The sequence below is a fragment of the Chitinophaga pinensis DSM 2588 genome (genome assembly GCF_000024005.1).
GTDB classification, from domain to species: domain Bacteria; phylum Bacteroidota; class Bacteroidia; order Chitinophagales; family Chitinophagaceae; genus Chitinophaga; species Chitinophaga pinensis.
In genome coordinates this window covers 3961780-3978925 of record NC_013132.1, presented here as the reverse complement: position 1 = coordinate 3978925, position 17146 = coordinate 3961780, and the positions used below count along the sequence as shown (strand labels likewise).

Here is a 17146-nt window from a genome sequence, read left to right as displayed (position 1 = left end):
ACCTTCATACTAAATCGCTACTTCTTTTTTTATTAAAACTTTAAACTGGGTAGGTGCCATCAATACCTGGCTTTCAATATCGCCCGTTAACTCATAAAACTCGGCAAAGTTATTATCGGCATTGTATTGATAAAGCCGGTAAATAGCATATTGCTTTGCATGCAGCCGCATGAACGCTAACTCATTATGTGTTAGATAGAAGGGAGTATATTCATTGCCGGTGGTGGTTTTAACTTCAATGTACTTTTCATTTCCCTGCTCGTCAAATGAATATACATCATAGCCCTCACCATCCTTTACAATACCAACCAGCGCTGCCTTGTCGTGCAGGTTGTGCCGCTTAAGAAAGGCTACTTCCCGCTGCAATACCAACCCCTCCCCTCTATCACCCAGGTCTTTCTGCTCCTTTCCCTTCTCCACATAGTCAATATCTACTCCAGTAAAGCTGGGTTGGCTGGCAGGCATTGTATCATAACCGTCTGTAGGCTTTTCCTTTTTAACCAACCTATTTTTAAACAGGCTTGGCTGAACGGTATGTCCCCAAGCTGCCATTACAATTTCGTCGTAATGGTTTGTGTAGGCTTCTATAAATCCAACACAGATACTAATCAAGTCGGCAAGGCTGGTATTTACCAGCTCCTCAAAAGAAATAGTATTCCGTTCGGCCTCGTCGGGAATCAATGACCTGCAAAGTTCCACCTGGCTGGGCAACAGTTTGGAATCTCTTGTTTCCTGGCAATCTATCTTGTATATAAATGCTTCCCTGGCGGCAGATGCATCGAGCCCGAAAGTAAAAAATATATCTTTCCCTTTATCTGCATCCTTAAAGATCTTTACCCAGGTATAAGGCTTTACAATGGCCGCCTGTACATTACTGCCGTCTTCACGTTCCTTCCATCCCCGCTGGCTCCAATACTTTCCTCCCTCCAGCTGAAAGCCCTCTAGTCTTTTCACTACCTCCTTTCCCAATTTGATGGTCTTATCCCAAACCGTGTCCATTAAATAGGTTTTCGCTGCTACATGTTCGGCATCCTTGGGATCGTACGATCGATATTGCCATTGTTTGAAGAACAAAAGCTCCTCCTGCTTGAAATAACCCCCATCAGCAATACCAGCATCGGTTGTTAGGGAGGCGAATTTCCTATAGTTATCATCATTCCGCCAGAATCTCTTGCATTCCTCTGCCTCCGAAAATCCGTACAGGCTATCCTTTAGCTGCTTAAATGATCCCTTACCCAGTTTCTCAGCTACTTTATAAAAGCCGTCGCCATGATCATTTCTGGCTTTATCTTTATAAATGGCTAATGAACTTAATAAGGGACGGGCCGGCACCTGGCTGTTCTCATAGGCAGAAACCTCGCCCAGCACTTCACTCAGCTTCTTTCTACCAGCCTCGCTGGAAATATCAATGTCCAAATCGCAATCTTTTACTACATCACTGTAATAAACGACCCTTTTACTTTCTCGCGCGGCTTCAATTAAATAAGTACGTACCCGTGCATTCATTTCTACTACTGTTATTTATTTACAAATAGGTAAGAGAGATCTTAAATGATTACTTTATCAGCCCTCCATTGTTGCAACTCGTCATAAAGCTTGTCTACAATGTCCCGATAGGTATAGAATATATCATCGCTATCGAGATCGTAATTTTGCCAGGATATCACTAAGTCATCAAGTATTCTATACAGCTCGCCGTCAATCAGTTTAAGTTCCGCCAGGCTGCTTTCATAGTTGAATCCATTATTAGGATCTGCCCTCATTGCCAAAAACTTACCAATAAATACTTCAACAGCCTGTGAGTAATAATTAGCACTGTATTTATAATACGTCCTGATATCATTAAGCTCCTGAATAGTGCATTTGTGCTCGTGATAATCTAACAGAAACTTTTCCCTAGGAAATCCCATATCTAAATACAAAGGCAGCATTTTGATATGATCAAGGCAATTGCCTACATGCTCCACTAGTTGTGGTGTAAATACTTTCGGCAAGAACGCTCCTCCATTAAAACGACGGCTTAGACAGGGGCCCATGTATACGCCCTTAAGACGTATGTAGATATGCAGTAGCTCATGAGTAAATGATCCCATGCAATAATTGCTTAACGGAACATAGAAAGTTACCGTTTCACCTTTGGCATTACAGCTATATTCCAAATTAGGGGACGGATGAATAATAACTTCATATTTGGAAGTAATTTCCTTCCATAACTTGTCGTTTCTACTGTCAATCAACCTGGTCAAGTTTGGGTTTAGCATTAGCTTTCTCTTAGATTAACGAGATAAGGGAACGCTGCAATTAACAGAAATTGAACTACAATACAAAAGTCCGCCGTCCAAAACCGGAAATTTCCCCTGCCGCCGCATTGTTGCACTTACCCTACCCCTGGTAACACGATCTTTTCCAAAAAACCGCCTTTATTATTTTTCCGTTAATAAAAATTTGTCAGGCTAATTCAATTTTTTACCTTCATTATCAATATGTCAGGTGAATCCCCAACCATTACAGTGATCCATTTTAAGGGGCAAATAGTACCTTTTGAACAGCTATATAAAACCAACTTCAAACGGTTGCTAACGAAAGCGCGCTCCTTGCTCGATGATGATGGAAAGGCCGAAGATGCGGTCCAGGAGTTTTTTGTGCAGTTGTGGGAGCGTAAATCAATCGAAATTACAGGATCTTCTGTTGAAGCATACCTTATGATGGGCATTCATTACAAATGCCTAAGCATTCTTAATAAAGAACAGCGTGTTAATAAATGGAAGCAGGGCTACGTCTATGCCCTGCTGGCACAGGATATAAATGTACCCAACCTACTTCAGGAGTCGCCGCGTGAGGAGCAGTTAAAAATGCTCGAAAAGGCGATTGATAAGCTAACGAACAATCAACAGGAAGTGATGCGTAAATGCTACATGGAGAACAGAAGCCAAAAAGAAGTGGCTGCCGAAATGAATATTAAAGTAAACACGCTGAAATCTCATATCGAGCGAAGCCTGGTAAAATTTAAAAGCTTTTTTCAGGAAAAATGTGGTACTTCTTTATAGATACATATACTTATAGTAGTACCCGCATGATAACCTTAACATGTCTTACAACGAAGAACAAGCATACATAGAAGTTCTGCTTATAAAGAAACAGCTCAACGAAATTACTCCGGAGGAGCTACAGCAGCTGGAAGCCCTTTTAAAAGCAAACGAAGAGGCTGTCCGGCAATCGCATTGGTTCGAAACGAAAGCTTCCCAATCCATTGGTGATATTAAAACTTTGGAGGTAGATGACAAATGGAACCATTTTCAGGCTCAAATAAACGGAGACCAGCATCCAACACGCTCGCGTTGGTGGATTCGCCCCTACTCTATTGTTGCGGCAGCAGCGGTTTTAGGAGTCGTTTTATTGGCGATGAATCAGTTCTTTTTTCAGCAGCCTGCTGCTATTGATAAAATTGCTGACCAATCGTCAAAATCCACTGCTAACCAGGTTACCTTACGCCTAGGGAATGGCACCCAGGTGGTCCTGAACCAGACTGGCCGCCAAACTGTTCAGGCAGGTGATGCGCAATTGGTTGCGGATAATAAAACACTGAACTTAGCCGAAACGAAATCGGAAGAGAATTCCTGGAATATATTGGAAGTTCCGCGGAAGCTGGATTACAAGATCAAACTACCGGACGGAAGCTCTGTCCATCTTAATTCAGCCTCTAAACTAAAATTCCCTTTAGCTTTTAACTCAAATAAGCGAGAGGTCTATATAGAGGGTGAAGCATATTTTACCGTAGTAGAGAAAGCGGAAGTACCATTTATTGTACATACCCCTGCAGGAGATATCCAGGTATTGGGTACTGAGTTTAATGTTAATACGTATGCAACCAATGTGCTTAAAACCGCGTTGGTTAGTGGATCTGTAAGGGTAAATGATAAAAATAACAGTACGGTCTTAAAACCTGGGGAATACTTAACCTGTAATGAAAAAGGCAAAAAGTTAAGTACACTTGACACTAAATCAATTTTATCCTGGAGAAACGGCGTCTATTTCTTTCGTAACACCCCCTTCAGGGAGATCGCAGATATGATTCCACGCTGGTTCGATATTCAGGTAATTATAGACGATGAAGAACTTAATAATATGCCGTTTACCGGACAGCTAGACAAGTCAGAATCGCTTGAATCATTTTTAGCGCCTATACAGTATACATCAGGGATTAATTATACTTTGCGAGGGAAGCTATTACATATCTACAAGTAATTACAGTGGGATTTTTTACCCAGGATATTTAAAGTGCTTTTTAAAAATATCCCAACTGTACGCTGAAGGCGACTGAGCAACGTTGGTTTCCGGATCCACCATTACAATGAAAGGTTTATCGCCATCATCATCCATAATGTGATTCGGAAAGGTGGAATTTGCTTCGATTTCTTTTTTTAAGCCTACTAATAGTTCTCCTATGCTGTCTGCCACGTGGTTAATCAACCACACTGCAAAATAATTGATAGTGTAATCACGTTCTTTTTCTCCAAAAGTTTTAAATGCTTTTCGTAATCTCTCAGAACAGATAAATTTAATTGTAAAATCGCCCTGGCTCAATTGCAAAGTAACTGAATAATTGTAAGCGTCCTTCTTCCGGTGAATCAGATCAGACCGATAATCATAAAGTTTTATTGCCAGTGCCCTATTAATGCCTATTATTACCTGAGCGATGCTTTTACTACTGAAAGGGTTGGTCTTATCATTGCACTTTTTTGATAAGGTAGACCAGCTAGGAGATTCGTCTTTATTATTCGTTGTAATAAAGCTAGCAAGTATCGCCATATAGTCATATACCGAAGCCAGATGAAACACTATGCTATCAAGCAAAGCAGTTACTTCCTTTTCCGCGTATTCAAAATGCGGATTTTTAGGATATATTGGATCTAAAATTTCCTTAGGCGATTCATTTAATAGCTTTTTAAAGCGGTGCTCAATTACATAATGTCTTTCTAACAACAGTTGCAAATGAAACAATGAACTAAAGAATCGATAAATAACATTATCCCTAAGTTCAAATATCTTGTGCTTGCCCCAGGTATTTTCAATGTGAAACCCATAGTCAGTTGCCAATGCATAAAATCCATCCCTCAACGCATTAAGGCGTTCGTCAACCTCTTGAAAAGCCTTCTGCCTGTCAGAAAGATCTAGTACTTGTTTTTTATTATCTCCTGAACTCATTTAATATAGTTATATTATAAATATCGACAATTTTCAACTAATAAACGCGAGCCATTAGCGGCTTCCGGTATTCCCCACCATTGAGTAATATTTCAATGAACATAAACATATGCCACTAATCCTTCAGGCGTCCAGAATGTAAGGTATTAAATTGTAATTCGATAGTTTCGATCAATGGCAGTTAAGGAGCCTTTCTCCAAATCGGGCCCTAGTGATCAATTAGCGTCTTAAATATAACGGACTTTTATCAAATTAATGAGACCCCTCAGTGGTACATTTTGACCTTAAATCATACTTAATATTAAGAAACAATTGGTGCTTGAACGTTCTTACTGCAAAGCTGCCTCATCCACTATTACTATTTTAGTCATAAAGACTTCTAAATTATGATGAGAATATCCATATTTTTTACATGCATTTATTTTGGAATCGCTGCTTTTTCATCTGCTCAGAAACCTGCTATAGATTTTGATACATATAAAACATGGAGCAACATCAGTCGCTACGAGTTGAGCTCCAACGGTAAGTATATAGCATTCCTCATCGAAAATGAACCTGGCGGCAGTCAAACTCTGATAATTAAACCAACAAACAACAAGTGGGAGAAGCAATATATAGGAGCGACATTTTCTGGATTCACCTATAACAATAACTCTGCACTAATAACTAAGTCAGGCGGAAAATTAGTCGAACTTAATCTTAAAACAAAGAATGAAAACGACCAGCCAGTACTGCCGTTGAGGAAGGAATCGCCTGAGCCAGTAAGCATCCAAAGATCTGATATACATGAAAATCGAATCATAATAAAGTCACTCTTCGATAATCAAATAGACTCTATCGACAATGTATCCAGTTTTATGACTGCAATTGACCAAAGCGCGGTAATCATAAATGTCGATGGCATAGGAGGCCAACCAGAATTATATTGGTATGATTTTAAATCACATTCAAAGAGCAAGATTTGGGAAGGACATCGTGGGCAAAAAGTAGAATTCTCTCATGAGGAAAATTGCAACTATAATTTATTTAAATGTATTAGCCCATTACCTGAAAAAAATACTTCCTTACCGGAAGTAGATATTTGGAGCTATAGAGACGCAAACTTCCCGGACCCATTCACTCCAAAGGGTAATAGTTCGGAAACTTTTTTTTCAGTTAGTTGCAATAAAGATCATTTTGTAACCAAGTTAACTTCCCATGGTGAAAGGCTTATATCGGCAAAGGGCGACTATGCCTTAGTTGAATATCGTCCTGGCAAGTTTTTATGGGAAGCCAAATGGAATGAAAATGCAAAGGCGACAATTTACTGTATATCAATGGCGAATGGAAGGAAAACTGTTGTAGCAACGCAAAGTTCTTATCAATTACTAGAAGCAAAAATTTCTCCTGATGGTCGTTACATAATAATGGCAGACAATAATCTTAAACATTATATTTCATATGATACCAAAAATGAAACTTCCAAAATTATATCTAAAAGAAGCGAAATCCTAATGAGAACCCTGTACAGTAGCATCAATATCCTGCCATTCGAAACCGTTTGGGTAGATAGTAGTCATTTTGCTATTCGTGATGATAATGATATTTGGATGTTTGATGCAAGTGGAAAAGAGGAATGTGCTAACTTAACAAAAAGCTATGGAAAAGACAACCATCTTTCTTTCCGCTTTTCATCTGTAAAATACCTCAACAAATTCCTTTTACTTAGTACGTTTGATGAAGTTAGTAAAAACTGGGGGTTTTATAGGATTTCTTTAACAAAGCGAGGTTCACCCGAAAAGCTTAGTATGGGAGACTATTACTTCGGCGGAAATGGACCTCTCATTTCCAAGGCAGAAAAATCCAATACGTATGTTATTGTAATGGAGAAATCAAATGAATCACCTAATCTATTTATTACAAATGATTTTATCAAATTCCAAAAGGTATCTAATAATCATCCAGAAAAGAAGTATAACTGGATGAAGGCTGAATTGATAACTTGGGAAAGGCCAGACAAAGTTATCTGTAAAGGCATTCTTTATAAACCGGAAGATCTTGACTCAACCAAGAAGTATCCATTAGTGGTCAGTGTTTACGATTCTTATACGGAGCAAATTAATGCCTTCATTAAACCGAATGAGTACAGTACTAGAAACGGATATGGCAATTGGCTACCCGCTGCCTGGTTAGTGAGTAATCGTTACCTAGTGTTTATACCTGATATGGAAAATAGAAAGGAAGACTCAATATTATACAGTTTACAACAAACGACTACATCGGGCATCGCAAATTTAATTAATAAATTCCACTATATAAATAAAGATAAAATAGGAATACAAGGTTCTAGCTGGGGAGGAGAATTGGTTAATTACATAGTTTCACATACTACCATTTTTGCAGCGGCTTTTAGTGGTGCTGGATTCACAGATCAAATCAGTAGAAGTGGTTTCTCAGACGCAATTTCGACCAGGTACTATTTACCGTGGGTGGAAGGACAAGAGGGTGGATCTCTAACAGATGTCCCTCAACGATATATAGATGAATCAGCTCTGTTTGCTGCAGGCAAAATAAAGACGCCTCTGTTAATTAAACATAATAAAGATGATGGCGCTGTTCCGTTTTATCAAGGGCTCCAATTTTTTAGATTGCTTCGTAGATTAAATAAAAAAGCCTGGCTATTACAATATGATGGTGGTGGTCATGGAGTGAATCCAGGTAAAAATCTTGAAGATTTCAACATACGGTTGATGCAGTTTTTCAATTATTACTTGAAAGATTCGCTACCACCAATATGGATGACAAGCATTATTCCGTCTGAATTGAAACAAACGGTCACTGGATTGGAGTTAGATTCTACTGGCAAGTATCCCTAATATCTGCCTATCCAATTTCACTGTTTTACTCAAAAAGACAGCTATAAAGTTTGATAAACTGTTATTGTTGGGCAGGTTCGTGTTGATAAACTGGTTGTAGACCAGGTAGTAGTTGTCGAAAAAGTAATGGGATTTACTGTGGTTGTATAGGTGGTTGTAAAAACAACCGTACAATAAGTCCTCGTTACTTGCGGTCCACCAGGAGTGGTTGTTGTAAGAGTAGTTCCATTACTATAAAAAACATTTAATCCTCTGGTTGCGTTAAAGGCAGATACACCCGCGCTAATTGCGATCGCAAATAATACTACCAAAGTTGTCTTCGCTTTATTAACCATTATAACAATTTTAAATTTCTAGACAGATTAATGGATCCTATTCGGCATAATGAACAGAACACACTAAAGAATAATAGTATAACGAATTTATCATCTTATATTAAATAGTCGAGTATACAGTAATTGTAAGGCAGGATCTAGTAGTGAGTTCGGTGGTATACCAGGTAGTTGTTTTGGAGTAAACCAACGGATTCACAGCGGTAGTATAAAAAGTAATAATCGGTATGGTACAATAAGTTCTTGTGACCAATGGGCCGCCAGGAGTGGTTGTTGTAAGAGTAGTGCCATTACTAAAAAAAAGAAATAATCCTCTATTTGCTTTAAAAGCTAACAATCCTGCGCTAACCGCGAATACAAATAAGACTAATAAAATCGCCTTTGCTTTACAAACCATTTTAAACAATTTAGCTTTAAGTAATCTATCTAACGAAATATGGACATGCATTTTGGAACAATCCACAATACCTTTTAAAAGGTATTGTGGATTGAGTTGTTGTCCTATTTATTAGATAGTTGAGTAAACAGTTATGGTAGGACATACTCTGGTAGTCAGACTGGTGGTAGACCAGGTAGTAGTAGTTGATAAAACCAGTGGATTCACGGTAGTTGTATAAGAAGTTGTGAAAGGAACCGTACAATAAGTCCTTGTCACTAATGGGCCGCCGGGTGTAGTTGTTGTAAGCGTAGTTCCATTGCTGAAAAATACGTTAGGAATCCTTGAGGCCTTAAATGCTAATGCTCCGCCTACTAATGCAAACATTGCAACTGCGGACAAAATAACTTTTGCTTTACGCATAATATGCTTGTCTTTTAACTAAAAAGACTAAATTCTGATAACAAACAAATATTGCCTACTCGTTTCTAATGGTTTTCGGCACACCCATTCAGCTGGAACGTCTCTTGCAAGTAGACGACAGCCTATACTATATAGTAATAATTTATGCTTTGCGATTTTAATTAGTTGCTATCTATCATATAGGAAGGTTCTTAGATACTGTGAATACTTCTATTACCGTATGCTATTATTGTTTGGTTACTTAGGCATTCCGTCAACCAACATTTACAGGGTCAAAACCTTACGGTGAATATTTGATGGATGTTTGTTATATTTTCTCCATTCTATGTGGCTTCTCGTTTATAGGCGATTAGTTCAATTCCAAATTTAACGACAGGATGTTGAAAAATGGATAATAGTTAGCCTAATAATTTGGAGACCGGGAATATTGATTAATAACTTCTTCGCTTTTATCTCTGCTAACCTGTTTTAACAGATGAAATGGGTTGGATATCCACGATGCTACGCTAAAAAAAAAGCCACTATCGGTGGTACATTATGGGCAATATTTGTACAATAATGTATAGCTAACGTGTATAAGTATGATTTGAAGACAAGTTAGTAGCTGATTAGCCCCTTTATATATAATATTTATTATAACCAACCAAAATTGAATGCGATGAGATTGTCATTATGGCTTTTCGTTTGCCTATTTTATTTGCAACTGCCAACATATAGCCTTGGGAAGGCACAGGCAGATCGAAAAATCACGCTTTCGGGAACCTTTACCTACCACCAGATTTTTAGAAGCGTCGAGAAACAAACTGGGAAACGAGTCTATTATACAAATAGTATCATTAACGACGAAGAACAGACAACAGTTCACCTAGAACAAGCTCCTTTGCAGGTAGCATTAGCTCAAATATTAAAAAACAAAGATCTGGAGTGGGTAATTGATGAAAAATACATTTCATTGAAAAGACACAATAAGTCCTCCCACTTCACATCATTGAGTACCTCTGATAGCTCGATGTCTATTACCGGAAAAGTAATAACTGAAGATGGTATCCCAATTTCAGGAGCTACGGTTTTGATTAAAGGATCTTCACTTGGAACTACCTCTTCTGCAGACGGATCGATAAAATTGCGTAACGTAAAGTCGGACATTATAATTATAATTTCCAGCATAGGTTTCATTTCAAAAGAAGTATTCCTTAAAGTTGGCAATTCCTTGGGAACGGTTCAGCTAGAAAGATATGTGGGCACTTTAGACGAAACGCAAATAATAGCATATGGACAAACGTCTAGGAGAATAAGCACCGGCAACATTAGCACTGTCAAGGCAAAAGATATTGAAAAATCTCCTGTCGCTAATCCCCTATTAGCAATAGCCGCACGGGTACCAGGGGTATTTATTCAACAGTCTACGGGAACTCCTGGAAGTGGGATAAAGATTATCATTCAAGGACAAAATAGCATTAATGGTGGCAATGATCCATTTTACGTTATTGATGGAGTGCCTTTTACATCTCAGCTATTACCTGGACTAACAGGAGAATTAGGTTTGTCCGGGCCAGGAACTCCTGGAGCTAACCCGGCCTTAAATACTCAAGGTAACCCGCTTAACTTTATTAATATTCAGGATATCGAAAGCATAGACATCTTAAAGGATGCGGACGCTACGGCTATTTATGGGTCTCGTGCAGCAAATGGCGCTATAATTATCACCACAAAAAAGGGGAAATCTGGAAAGACGGCTTTCAATGTAAACTATCAGAATGGATGGGGCGAAATATCGAAAAAAGTAAAGCTTTTAAATACAGAACAATATCTGGAAATGAGAAAGGAAGCTTACGCAAATAATGGAGTTAACACTTACCCTGTTGATGCTTATGACCTTAACGGAACATGGGATCTCAATAAATACACTGATTGGCAAAATGAACTTTTGGGCGGAACAGCTAAATATACAAATATACATGCTACATTATCCGGTGGATCGTCAAATATACAATATCTTTTAGGAGGCGGATATCAAAGCGAAGGTACTGTTACTCCAGGCGATTTAAGCGATCGAAAGACGTCAGTTCATTTTAATATCAATTCAACTTCAACTAATCAAAAGTTCAAGGTCAATTTTTCAGGAAGTTATGTATCTGACAATAATAAACTTGCAGTCGTATCAGATATTGCGAGTAGGGCTTTCACAATGGCGCCGAATTCTCCCCAGCTTTATAATGATGATGGCTCCTTAAACTGGGAGATTCGCAATGGAGTTATTACCTTTTTTAATCCTTTAGTGAATCTTGGTTCTAAGTACATTAACAAAACTTCAAATTTATTGTCTAATGCAACTTTTTCGTATGAATTGATACCAGGGCTTGATCTAAAAAGCAGCTTTGGCTACAACAAACTGTTATCTGATGAAGTATATGCGTCTACAACAAGTTTATATCCGGCGCAATTTATACCCTATCTTCCGCGAACAGCTAACTTCAATACAGCAGAAATTAGCAACTGGATAATTGAACCACAAATCACTTTTATTAAGAAGTTTGGTCCTGGTGTATTTAATGCGCTTGTCGGTGCTACGATCCAACAGGAAGATAGAAATAGACAAAATCTGAAAGCCTCTGGATTTTCCTCTGATGAATCGATGCTGAACTTGAAAGCTGCATCTTCAGTAATAGTTGCTGATGAAGATAATGCAGTCATATTAAGTCAATATAAGTATAATGCAATCTTTGGTCGCATAAACTATAACTTAAAGAATACATACTTATTGACATTTACCACAAGGCGTGATGGATCCAGTCGTTTCGGCCAAGAAAATAGGTTTCACAATTTCTTTTCAGTTGCCGGTGCATGGACCTTTTCAAATGAGCACTTTATTAAAGATAACCTACCTTTTATCAGCTTTGGGAAAATTCGATCCAGCTATGGCATTACAGGAAATGACCAGATAGGTGATTATAGCTATTTAAACCTATACCAGAACGTTTCAACTTTGGGTACGAATTATCAGGGTATTGTCGCTCTTTCTCCATTCAACAATTTTCCTAATCCTTATCTACAGTGGGAACTAACTAAAAAGCTATCTGCTACATTAGACCTGGGTGTGTTGAAAGATCGAATCTTATTCGCTATCACTTATTATAAGAACAGATCATCTAATCAACTATCAACCCAATCACTTCTTGCTGTAACCGGCGGAAATGGAATTAACACTAATCTTCCGGCTGTTGTTGAAAATAAGGGATTTGAGCTATCATTGAATAGCTCAAATATGAAAGGAAACCACTTCACTTGGAATTCTTCAATAAATGTTACAATACCTCAAAACAGACTAGTTGGATATAGTGGTATTGACGCGGAAGTAAAAGATGAATTTGTGGGCAAGGCGCTAGGTTCTTTTAAAGTCTACAACTTTTCAGGAGTCAACCCTTCTTCAGGAGTTTATGAGGTGATCGATAGAAATGGGAAAGCGACATCTAATCCCGACGCAAGCCTTGATAAAACCATTTTTATCGATTTAAACCCCAAATATTATGGCGGATTTCAAAACAGTTTCAGCTATAGGGGACTGTCATTGGATGTTCTTTTTCAATTTGTAAAGCAACTTGGAGGGAACGGTTATTTTGGAAGCTTTTTGCCAGGAGTTAGTCCTATAAATGAAGTAACATCGGTATTAGAGAGATGGCAGAAACCTGGAGATAACACATCGATTCAGAAGTTTACAACAGATTTAGCGTATGCAGACAAATTTAGAATTGCAGCGGAAAGTAATAGAGCATATTCAGACGCGTCCTATATAAGACTTAAGAACTTGTCGTTATCTTACCAGTTTTCATCTTCTCTTATTAAAAAGAGCTTCCTACAAAGTGCTCGAATTTATGTACAAGGTCAAAACCTGCTAACTTTTACAAAATACGTAGGAGGTGATCCCGAAAATAGAACTCTTAGAGGTATGCCACCTTTAAAGATGCTCACATTGGGAGCACAAATTGTACTATAGTTGCCTTGACAAACCGTCTTATAGCTAAAAATATTCGCACAATTCTACAAGACCTAAAAAAATGAACATGAAATATTGGGATATAAAATTGGGTAAATTTACATTAGGTAAATATGAAACGTTGTTAGCTGAAACCGCAAAGCATTTTAGTGTAAGCAAATATCTTTTCTTTCCCTGCGTGCTGTTAATTATTGTAAGTCTGACTAGTTGTTCCAAATTTGTGGAAGTTAATCCTCCAATAACAAACATAAATGGTGAAAACGTATATAATGAAAACGGCACCGCCATAGCTGTCCTAACAGGAATTTATGTAAACATGAGCAAAGCTGATGTAAACTTTGCTTCTGGTTGGTTAACTAACACTTGCTTTACCACAGGCCTAACAGGGGATGAATTAGACTTATGGGATAAAAACAACACCTATTATGCACAATATTATTATAACAACATATCACCCCAAGAAACTACATGGGGTAATGTTTATACCATGATATTTATTGCTAATTCAGCAATAGAACGGCTACCAAATGGGAAATACCTAACATCTGAAGTAAAAAATCAATTATTAGGAGAAGCAAAGTTTATCCGCGCATTAAGTTATTTCTACTTATTTAATACTTACGGCGATATTCCACTTACAACAACAACAGATTATAAGGTAAATAGCCTCCTACCCCGATCTCCTAAAAAAGATGTATATGACCAAATTGTGAGAGACCTTATAGATGCCCAGCAATTGTTAAAAGATAATTTTCTTTCAAAAGACGGAGTGAGTATAACAACTGAAAGAATAAGACCTTGCAAATGGGCTGCTACTGCTTTATTAGCACGTGTATATCTTTATCTTGAGAAGTATAATGAGGCAGAGCAACAGGCATCTGATATTATTGCAAATACCTCCTTGTTTGAATTGGTTGATTTAAACTCAGTTTTTGTAATGAATAATAAAGAGGCAATATGGCAATTGCAGCCGGTAGGCATCCCTGGTGATAAAACAGCTAATACACGGGAAGGCCAAGTATTTAAGCTACTCCCCCCTTGGCCTGATTTCGGCGGGCCTGCATATTTAACTGATAATTTTGTAAAAAGTTTTGAAGCAAATGACCTAAGGAGAGATAACTGGACAAATAGTATTGTCGTTAATGGAAAAAAATTCGCTTTTCCGTATAAATACAAAATTGGGTTGGAGGAAGAACCAACAAAAGAATACTCAACTGTATTGAGGTTAGGAGAACAATATTTGATAAGGGCAGAAGCAAGGATTCAACAGGGAAAACTAGCCGACGGCATCTCAGATTTGAATGTTATTCGCATGCGTGCTACTAATGTAAATGCTGATCCGGCAGATCAACTTCCTCAACTTTCTTTGACTTTATCTAAAAACGAAGCATTGCTGGCTGTTGAAAACGAAAGAAAACATGAATTGTTTACCGAATGGGGACATCGATGGTTTGATCTAAAAAGAACAGGACGTATAGACCAAGTGCTGCCACTGGTTAAGTCAGGCTGGCAATCTACAGACCAACTCTTTCCATTACCAGCTAATGAGGTTAACGGGAATCCCAATTTAGTAGGTCACCAGAATCCAGGATATAATTGATTAGATTCCAATTATCACATTTACCAGTATAAACGAAACTCTTTTGTTCATCTCTAAAATAGTCATGATGATTGTTAGAAAAATCGTATTTGCATTAATTATTGCCGCTCCTTCAATGGTCCACGCTCAGGAAAACACCTTAAATCAAGATTCGGTAAATAAGATTAGGTCTATTGTAGGTCAGGAAATATTAGAGCCTGCACTTCGTGATAAAAGCAGTTCTCCTGATTGGGGTAAAATTATCGCTTCGGTTAAAGATAAATATGGCCCAGTAGGGCAGGAAAAAGTTTATGGAACACAAATGGTGTATTATCTAGAAAAAAAAGACTGGGAAAATTTTGGTAAGTGCTATGCGCTTTATTATAAAACGGCATACAGCAGAAGTGAATATCATATCAATAATGTAACCTGGCCTATTTTTGAGCATATAACCGATCCCAACGTCTTGTCAATAGCTGCCGAAACGATGAAGTATTCAATAGATAATTTTGACAAAAGCAATTATCAGGCATACGACACTTACGCTAATCTTCTCTACAAAGCAGGTAAAAAGCAAGAAGCCATAGAATGGCAGGAAAAAGCCGTAAAAGCATTACCTAACGAAAAAGCACTCGCCGAAACACTCGAAAAAATGAAAAAAGGCGAGCCCACCTGGAATTGATCTCGCCAGCCGCATCTTTTCGACTAAAAAGAAATCCGACTTAGTATTAGTACCCTTTCCAACTTTTCGCGTTCTTAACCATGAAAACCCTTTAACCCGCGATTTTTGCCAAAGAACACGGGATTCCAATTGAGTCATAAGAGAAGGTGGCAACGCCTTCTCTTCCCATTTTTATTAACCAGCAACCTGATTTTGTGAAGAAGAACAATAACCTATACCAACCTGGTCTTGTACAACGACTGAAGAAAGACGATGAGTCAGCTTTAAGAGAACTTATTACCCACCTCACTCCTACCCTGGTGTCGGATGCGTTAGCAGTATTATCAGACCGCCAGGAGGCGGAGGATGTGGTACAAAACGTATTGATCAACTTCTGGCGGGTAAAAATGAACCTCGCAAGTGATCTGGATTGCAGAGTGTATTTACGCCGGGCCGTTCGGTACGTAAGCGTAGCGGCGGTTAGAAGCAAAATGGCAAGGAGCAAACGGCATCAGCATTATTTTTATTCGAAAGACAAATTCTACGCCCGCCTGCCGTTGGAAAATAAAGAACTGTTGCAGCAAATTGTACAAGCCATTGGCAGGTTACCACCCGCCGTGCGGCATAGCTTTAGCGACATGTATTTACACGGTAAGAGCCATAAAGAAATCGCTACAGAACATAACATCAGCCGGCAAACCGTGAAAAACAACATCTCACAGGCGTTGAAATTCCTTAGAGTTCACCTGAAGCATTTATTGCAGTAGCCAACAATCAACCGCACCCAAAAGCGGAAAAAGGGATATCCCGTTTTTAGTTGAGAGACAGGGAATATCATTCCGCGTTGTAACATCCATACAATTCTCTATTGTAACTTTACAGTAGAATCTGCTTCATTAGATCGAACATTGGTCATCGTTTAATCGTCCTTTGCTCGCCCTTTGATCGGTCGCGAACGATCAACCTACGACCAGGTACTGGTTAATTCTCGTTATTAGCATGTTTTAGTTATCTCAACAACATTAAACTTTGTTTTATGGCAAGGTATCTTAAAGGTATATTAGGCCCCTTCGTTGGCCTGGTAGGCACCGTAGTAGGTGCCAGTTGGAAAGGCATTCAGGTAATGCGCAGCCGCCCGGTAAAAAGCGGCGATAACCCCTCAGAGGCGCAGCAGCGCCAGCGGGCCATCTTTACGCTCGTAGTGCAATTTCTCCGCCCTATCACCGATGTTCTTAATACCGGCTTTCAGGCGTATAATAAGGAGCTCACCCCGTTCAACGCGGCTTTTGCTGCCAATATGGAGGCGGTTACCGGTGTATACCCGGCGCTTACCATTAACTATGCGCAGGTGATGATCGCCAAGGGCAACCTGCTGGCATTGCCGGCCATTACCGCTCGAAGCGCCGTTCAGGATCAGTTTAACTTCAACTGGGTGAACAATGCTTCGCCCGATAGCAGCAATGGAACGGATATGATCAGCTTTCTGGCGTACAACCCGGCCAAGCAGGTATTTGCCAGGGCACTGCGTGTGGTTACAAGGCAAGCTATGTCGTACAGCATGGATCTGCCCGCGGGCTGGACGGATGATGTAGTGCATGTATGGTCCTTTGGTACCAACGCGGCCGGCAAGGTAAGCAGCGATTCCCGCTACCTCGGTTCGGATGTTATCTCTTAACGGTTCTTATGCAAGGCAGCCGCCAGTGGCGGCTGCCTTTTCTTTC

12 protein-coding genes are annotated in these 17146 nt (G+C 39.0%); 8 read left to right on the top strand and 4 right to left on the bottom strand.

The genetic code is table 11. The features are described from left to right. Positions 1-9: 9 nt before the first annotated feature. Positions 10-1506: a protein NO VEIN domain-containing protein gene (locus tag CPIN_RS36710; RefSeq protein WP_012790866.1), complete on the bottom strand. Its 1497-nt coding sequence runs from the start codon at positions 1504-1506 to the stop codon at positions 10-12. 41 nt (positions 1507-1547) lie between these two features. Next, a complete protein-coding gene (locus CPIN_RS15995) occupies positions 1548-2237 on the bottom strand; it encodes a hypothetical protein (RefSeq protein ID WP_148230580.1) in 690 nt (229 codons plus the stop codon). A gap of 246 nt (positions 2238-2483) precedes the next feature. On the opposite strand from CPIN_RS15995, the gene CPIN_RS15990 reads away from it, so the two are divergent. Further along, positions 2484-3047 (top strand): RNA polymerase sigma factor, encoded by a 564-nt coding sequence (locus CPIN_RS15990; RefSeq protein WP_012790864.1) that lies wholly within the window; start codon positions 2484-2486, stop codon positions 3045-3047. 40 nt (positions 3048-3087) lie between these two features. Beyond that, positions 3088-4245: a FecR domain-containing protein gene (locus tag CPIN_RS15985; protein ID WP_012790863.1), complete on the top strand. Its 1158-nt coding sequence runs from the start codon at positions 3088-3090 to the stop codon at positions 4243-4245. A gap of 15 nt (positions 4246-4260) precedes the next feature. Here CPIN_RS15985 and CPIN_RS15980 read toward each other — a convergent pair whose 3' ends face one another. Beyond that, on the bottom strand, positions 4261-5205 hold the full coding sequence (locus CPIN_RS15980) for a hypothetical protein (protein WP_012790862.1): 945 nt from the start codon (positions 5203-5205) through the stop codon (positions 4261-4263). 386 nt (positions 5206-5591) lie between these two features. On the opposite strand from CPIN_RS15980, the gene CPIN_RS15975 reads away from it, so the two are divergent. After that, on the top strand, positions 5592-8060 hold the full coding sequence (locus tag CPIN_RS15975) for an alpha/beta hydrolase family protein (protein ID WP_012790861.1): 2469 nt from the start codon (positions 5592-5594) through the stop codon (positions 8058-8060). An 840-nt stretch (positions 8061-8900) separates the two neighbouring features. On the opposite strand, the gene CPIN_RS37905 is transcribed toward CPIN_RS15975, so the two are convergent. After that, complete coding sequence (locus CPIN_RS37905) at positions 8901-9191, bottom strand: hypothetical protein (RefSeq protein WP_012790858.1); 291 nt, start codon at positions 9189-9191, stop codon at positions 8901-8903. Between the two features lie 658 nt (positions 9192-9849). Here CPIN_RS37905 and CPIN_RS15970 point away from each other — a divergent pair. The 5 genes from CPIN_RS15970 to CPIN_RS36700 all read left to right on the top strand — a co-directional run bounded on the left by CPIN_RS15970 (position 9850) and on the right by CPIN_RS36700 (position 17100). Further along, a complete protein-coding gene (locus CPIN_RS15970; RefSeq protein WP_012790857.1) occupies positions 9850-13185 on the top strand; it encodes a SusC/RagA family TonB-linked outer membrane protein in 3336 nt (1111 codons plus the stop codon). 67 nt (positions 13186-13252) lie between these two features. Further along, positions 13253-14785, top strand: coding sequence for a RagB/SusD family nutrient uptake outer membrane protein (locus CPIN_RS15965; RefSeq protein ID WP_012790856.1), 1533 nt, complete (start codon positions 13253-13255; stop codon positions 14783-14785). A gap of 64 nt (positions 14786-14849) precedes the next feature. Continuing rightward, positions 14850-15446, top strand: coding sequence for a tetratricopeptide repeat protein (locus CPIN_RS15960; protein WP_012790855.1), 597 nt, complete (start codon positions 14850-14852; stop codon positions 15444-15446). Between the two features lie 194 nt (positions 15447-15640). After that, the gene (locus CPIN_RS36705; RefSeq protein ID WP_187294779.1) at positions 15641-16192 is read left to right on the top strand and encodes an RNA polymerase sigma factor; all 552 of its coding nucleotides are present in this window, start codon (positions 15641-15643) and stop codon (positions 16190-16192) included. Between the two features lie 269 nt (positions 16193-16461). Further along, positions 16462-17100 (top strand): DUF6266 family protein, encoded by a 639-nt coding sequence (locus CPIN_RS36700; protein WP_012790853.1) that lies wholly within the window; start codon positions 16462-16464, stop codon positions 17098-17100. Positions 17101-17146: the final 46 nt, after the last annotated feature.

Excerpts from the sequence above, each read along its gene's own strand:
- CPIN_RS15965 (WP_012790856.1), top strand. The coding sequence starts at position 13,253 with ATGAAATATTGGGATATAAAATTGGGTAAATTTACATTAGGTAAATAT.
- CPIN_RS37905 (WP_012790858.1), bottom strand. The coding sequence starts at position 9,191 with ATGCGTAAAGCAAAAGTTATTTTGTCCGCAGTTGCAATGTTTGCATTA.
- CPIN_RS36710 (WP_012790866.1), bottom strand. The coding sequence starts at position 1,506 with ATGAATGCACGGGTACGTACTTATTTAATTGAAGCCGCGCGAGAAAGT.
- CPIN_RS15980 (WP_012790862.1), bottom strand. The coding sequence starts at position 5,205 with ATGAGTTCAGGAGATAATAAAAAACAAGTACTAGATCTTTCTGACAGG.
- CPIN_RS15985 (WP_012790863.1), top strand. The coding sequence starts at position 3,088 with ATGTCTTACAACGAAGAACAAGCATACATAGAAGTTCTGCTTATAAAG.
- CPIN_RS15990 (WP_012790864.1), top strand. The coding sequence starts at position 2,484 with ATGTCAGGTGAATCCCCAACCATTACAGTGATCCATTTTAAGGGGCAA.
- CPIN_RS15960 (WP_012790855.1), top strand. The coding sequence starts at position 14,850 with ATGATGATTGTTAGAAAAATCGTATTTGCATTAATTATTGCCGCTCCT.
- CPIN_RS15970 (WP_012790857.1), top strand. The coding sequence starts at position 9,850 with ATGAGATTGTCATTATGGCTTTTCGTTTGCCTATTTTATTTGCAACTG.
- CPIN_RS36700 (WP_012790853.1), top strand. The coding sequence starts at position 16,462 with ATGGCAAGGTATCTTAAAGGTATATTAGGCCCCTTCGTTGGCCTGGTA.
- CPIN_RS15975 (WP_012790861.1), top strand. The coding sequence starts at position 5,592 with ATGATGAGAATATCCATATTTTTTACATGCATTTATTTTGGAATCGCT.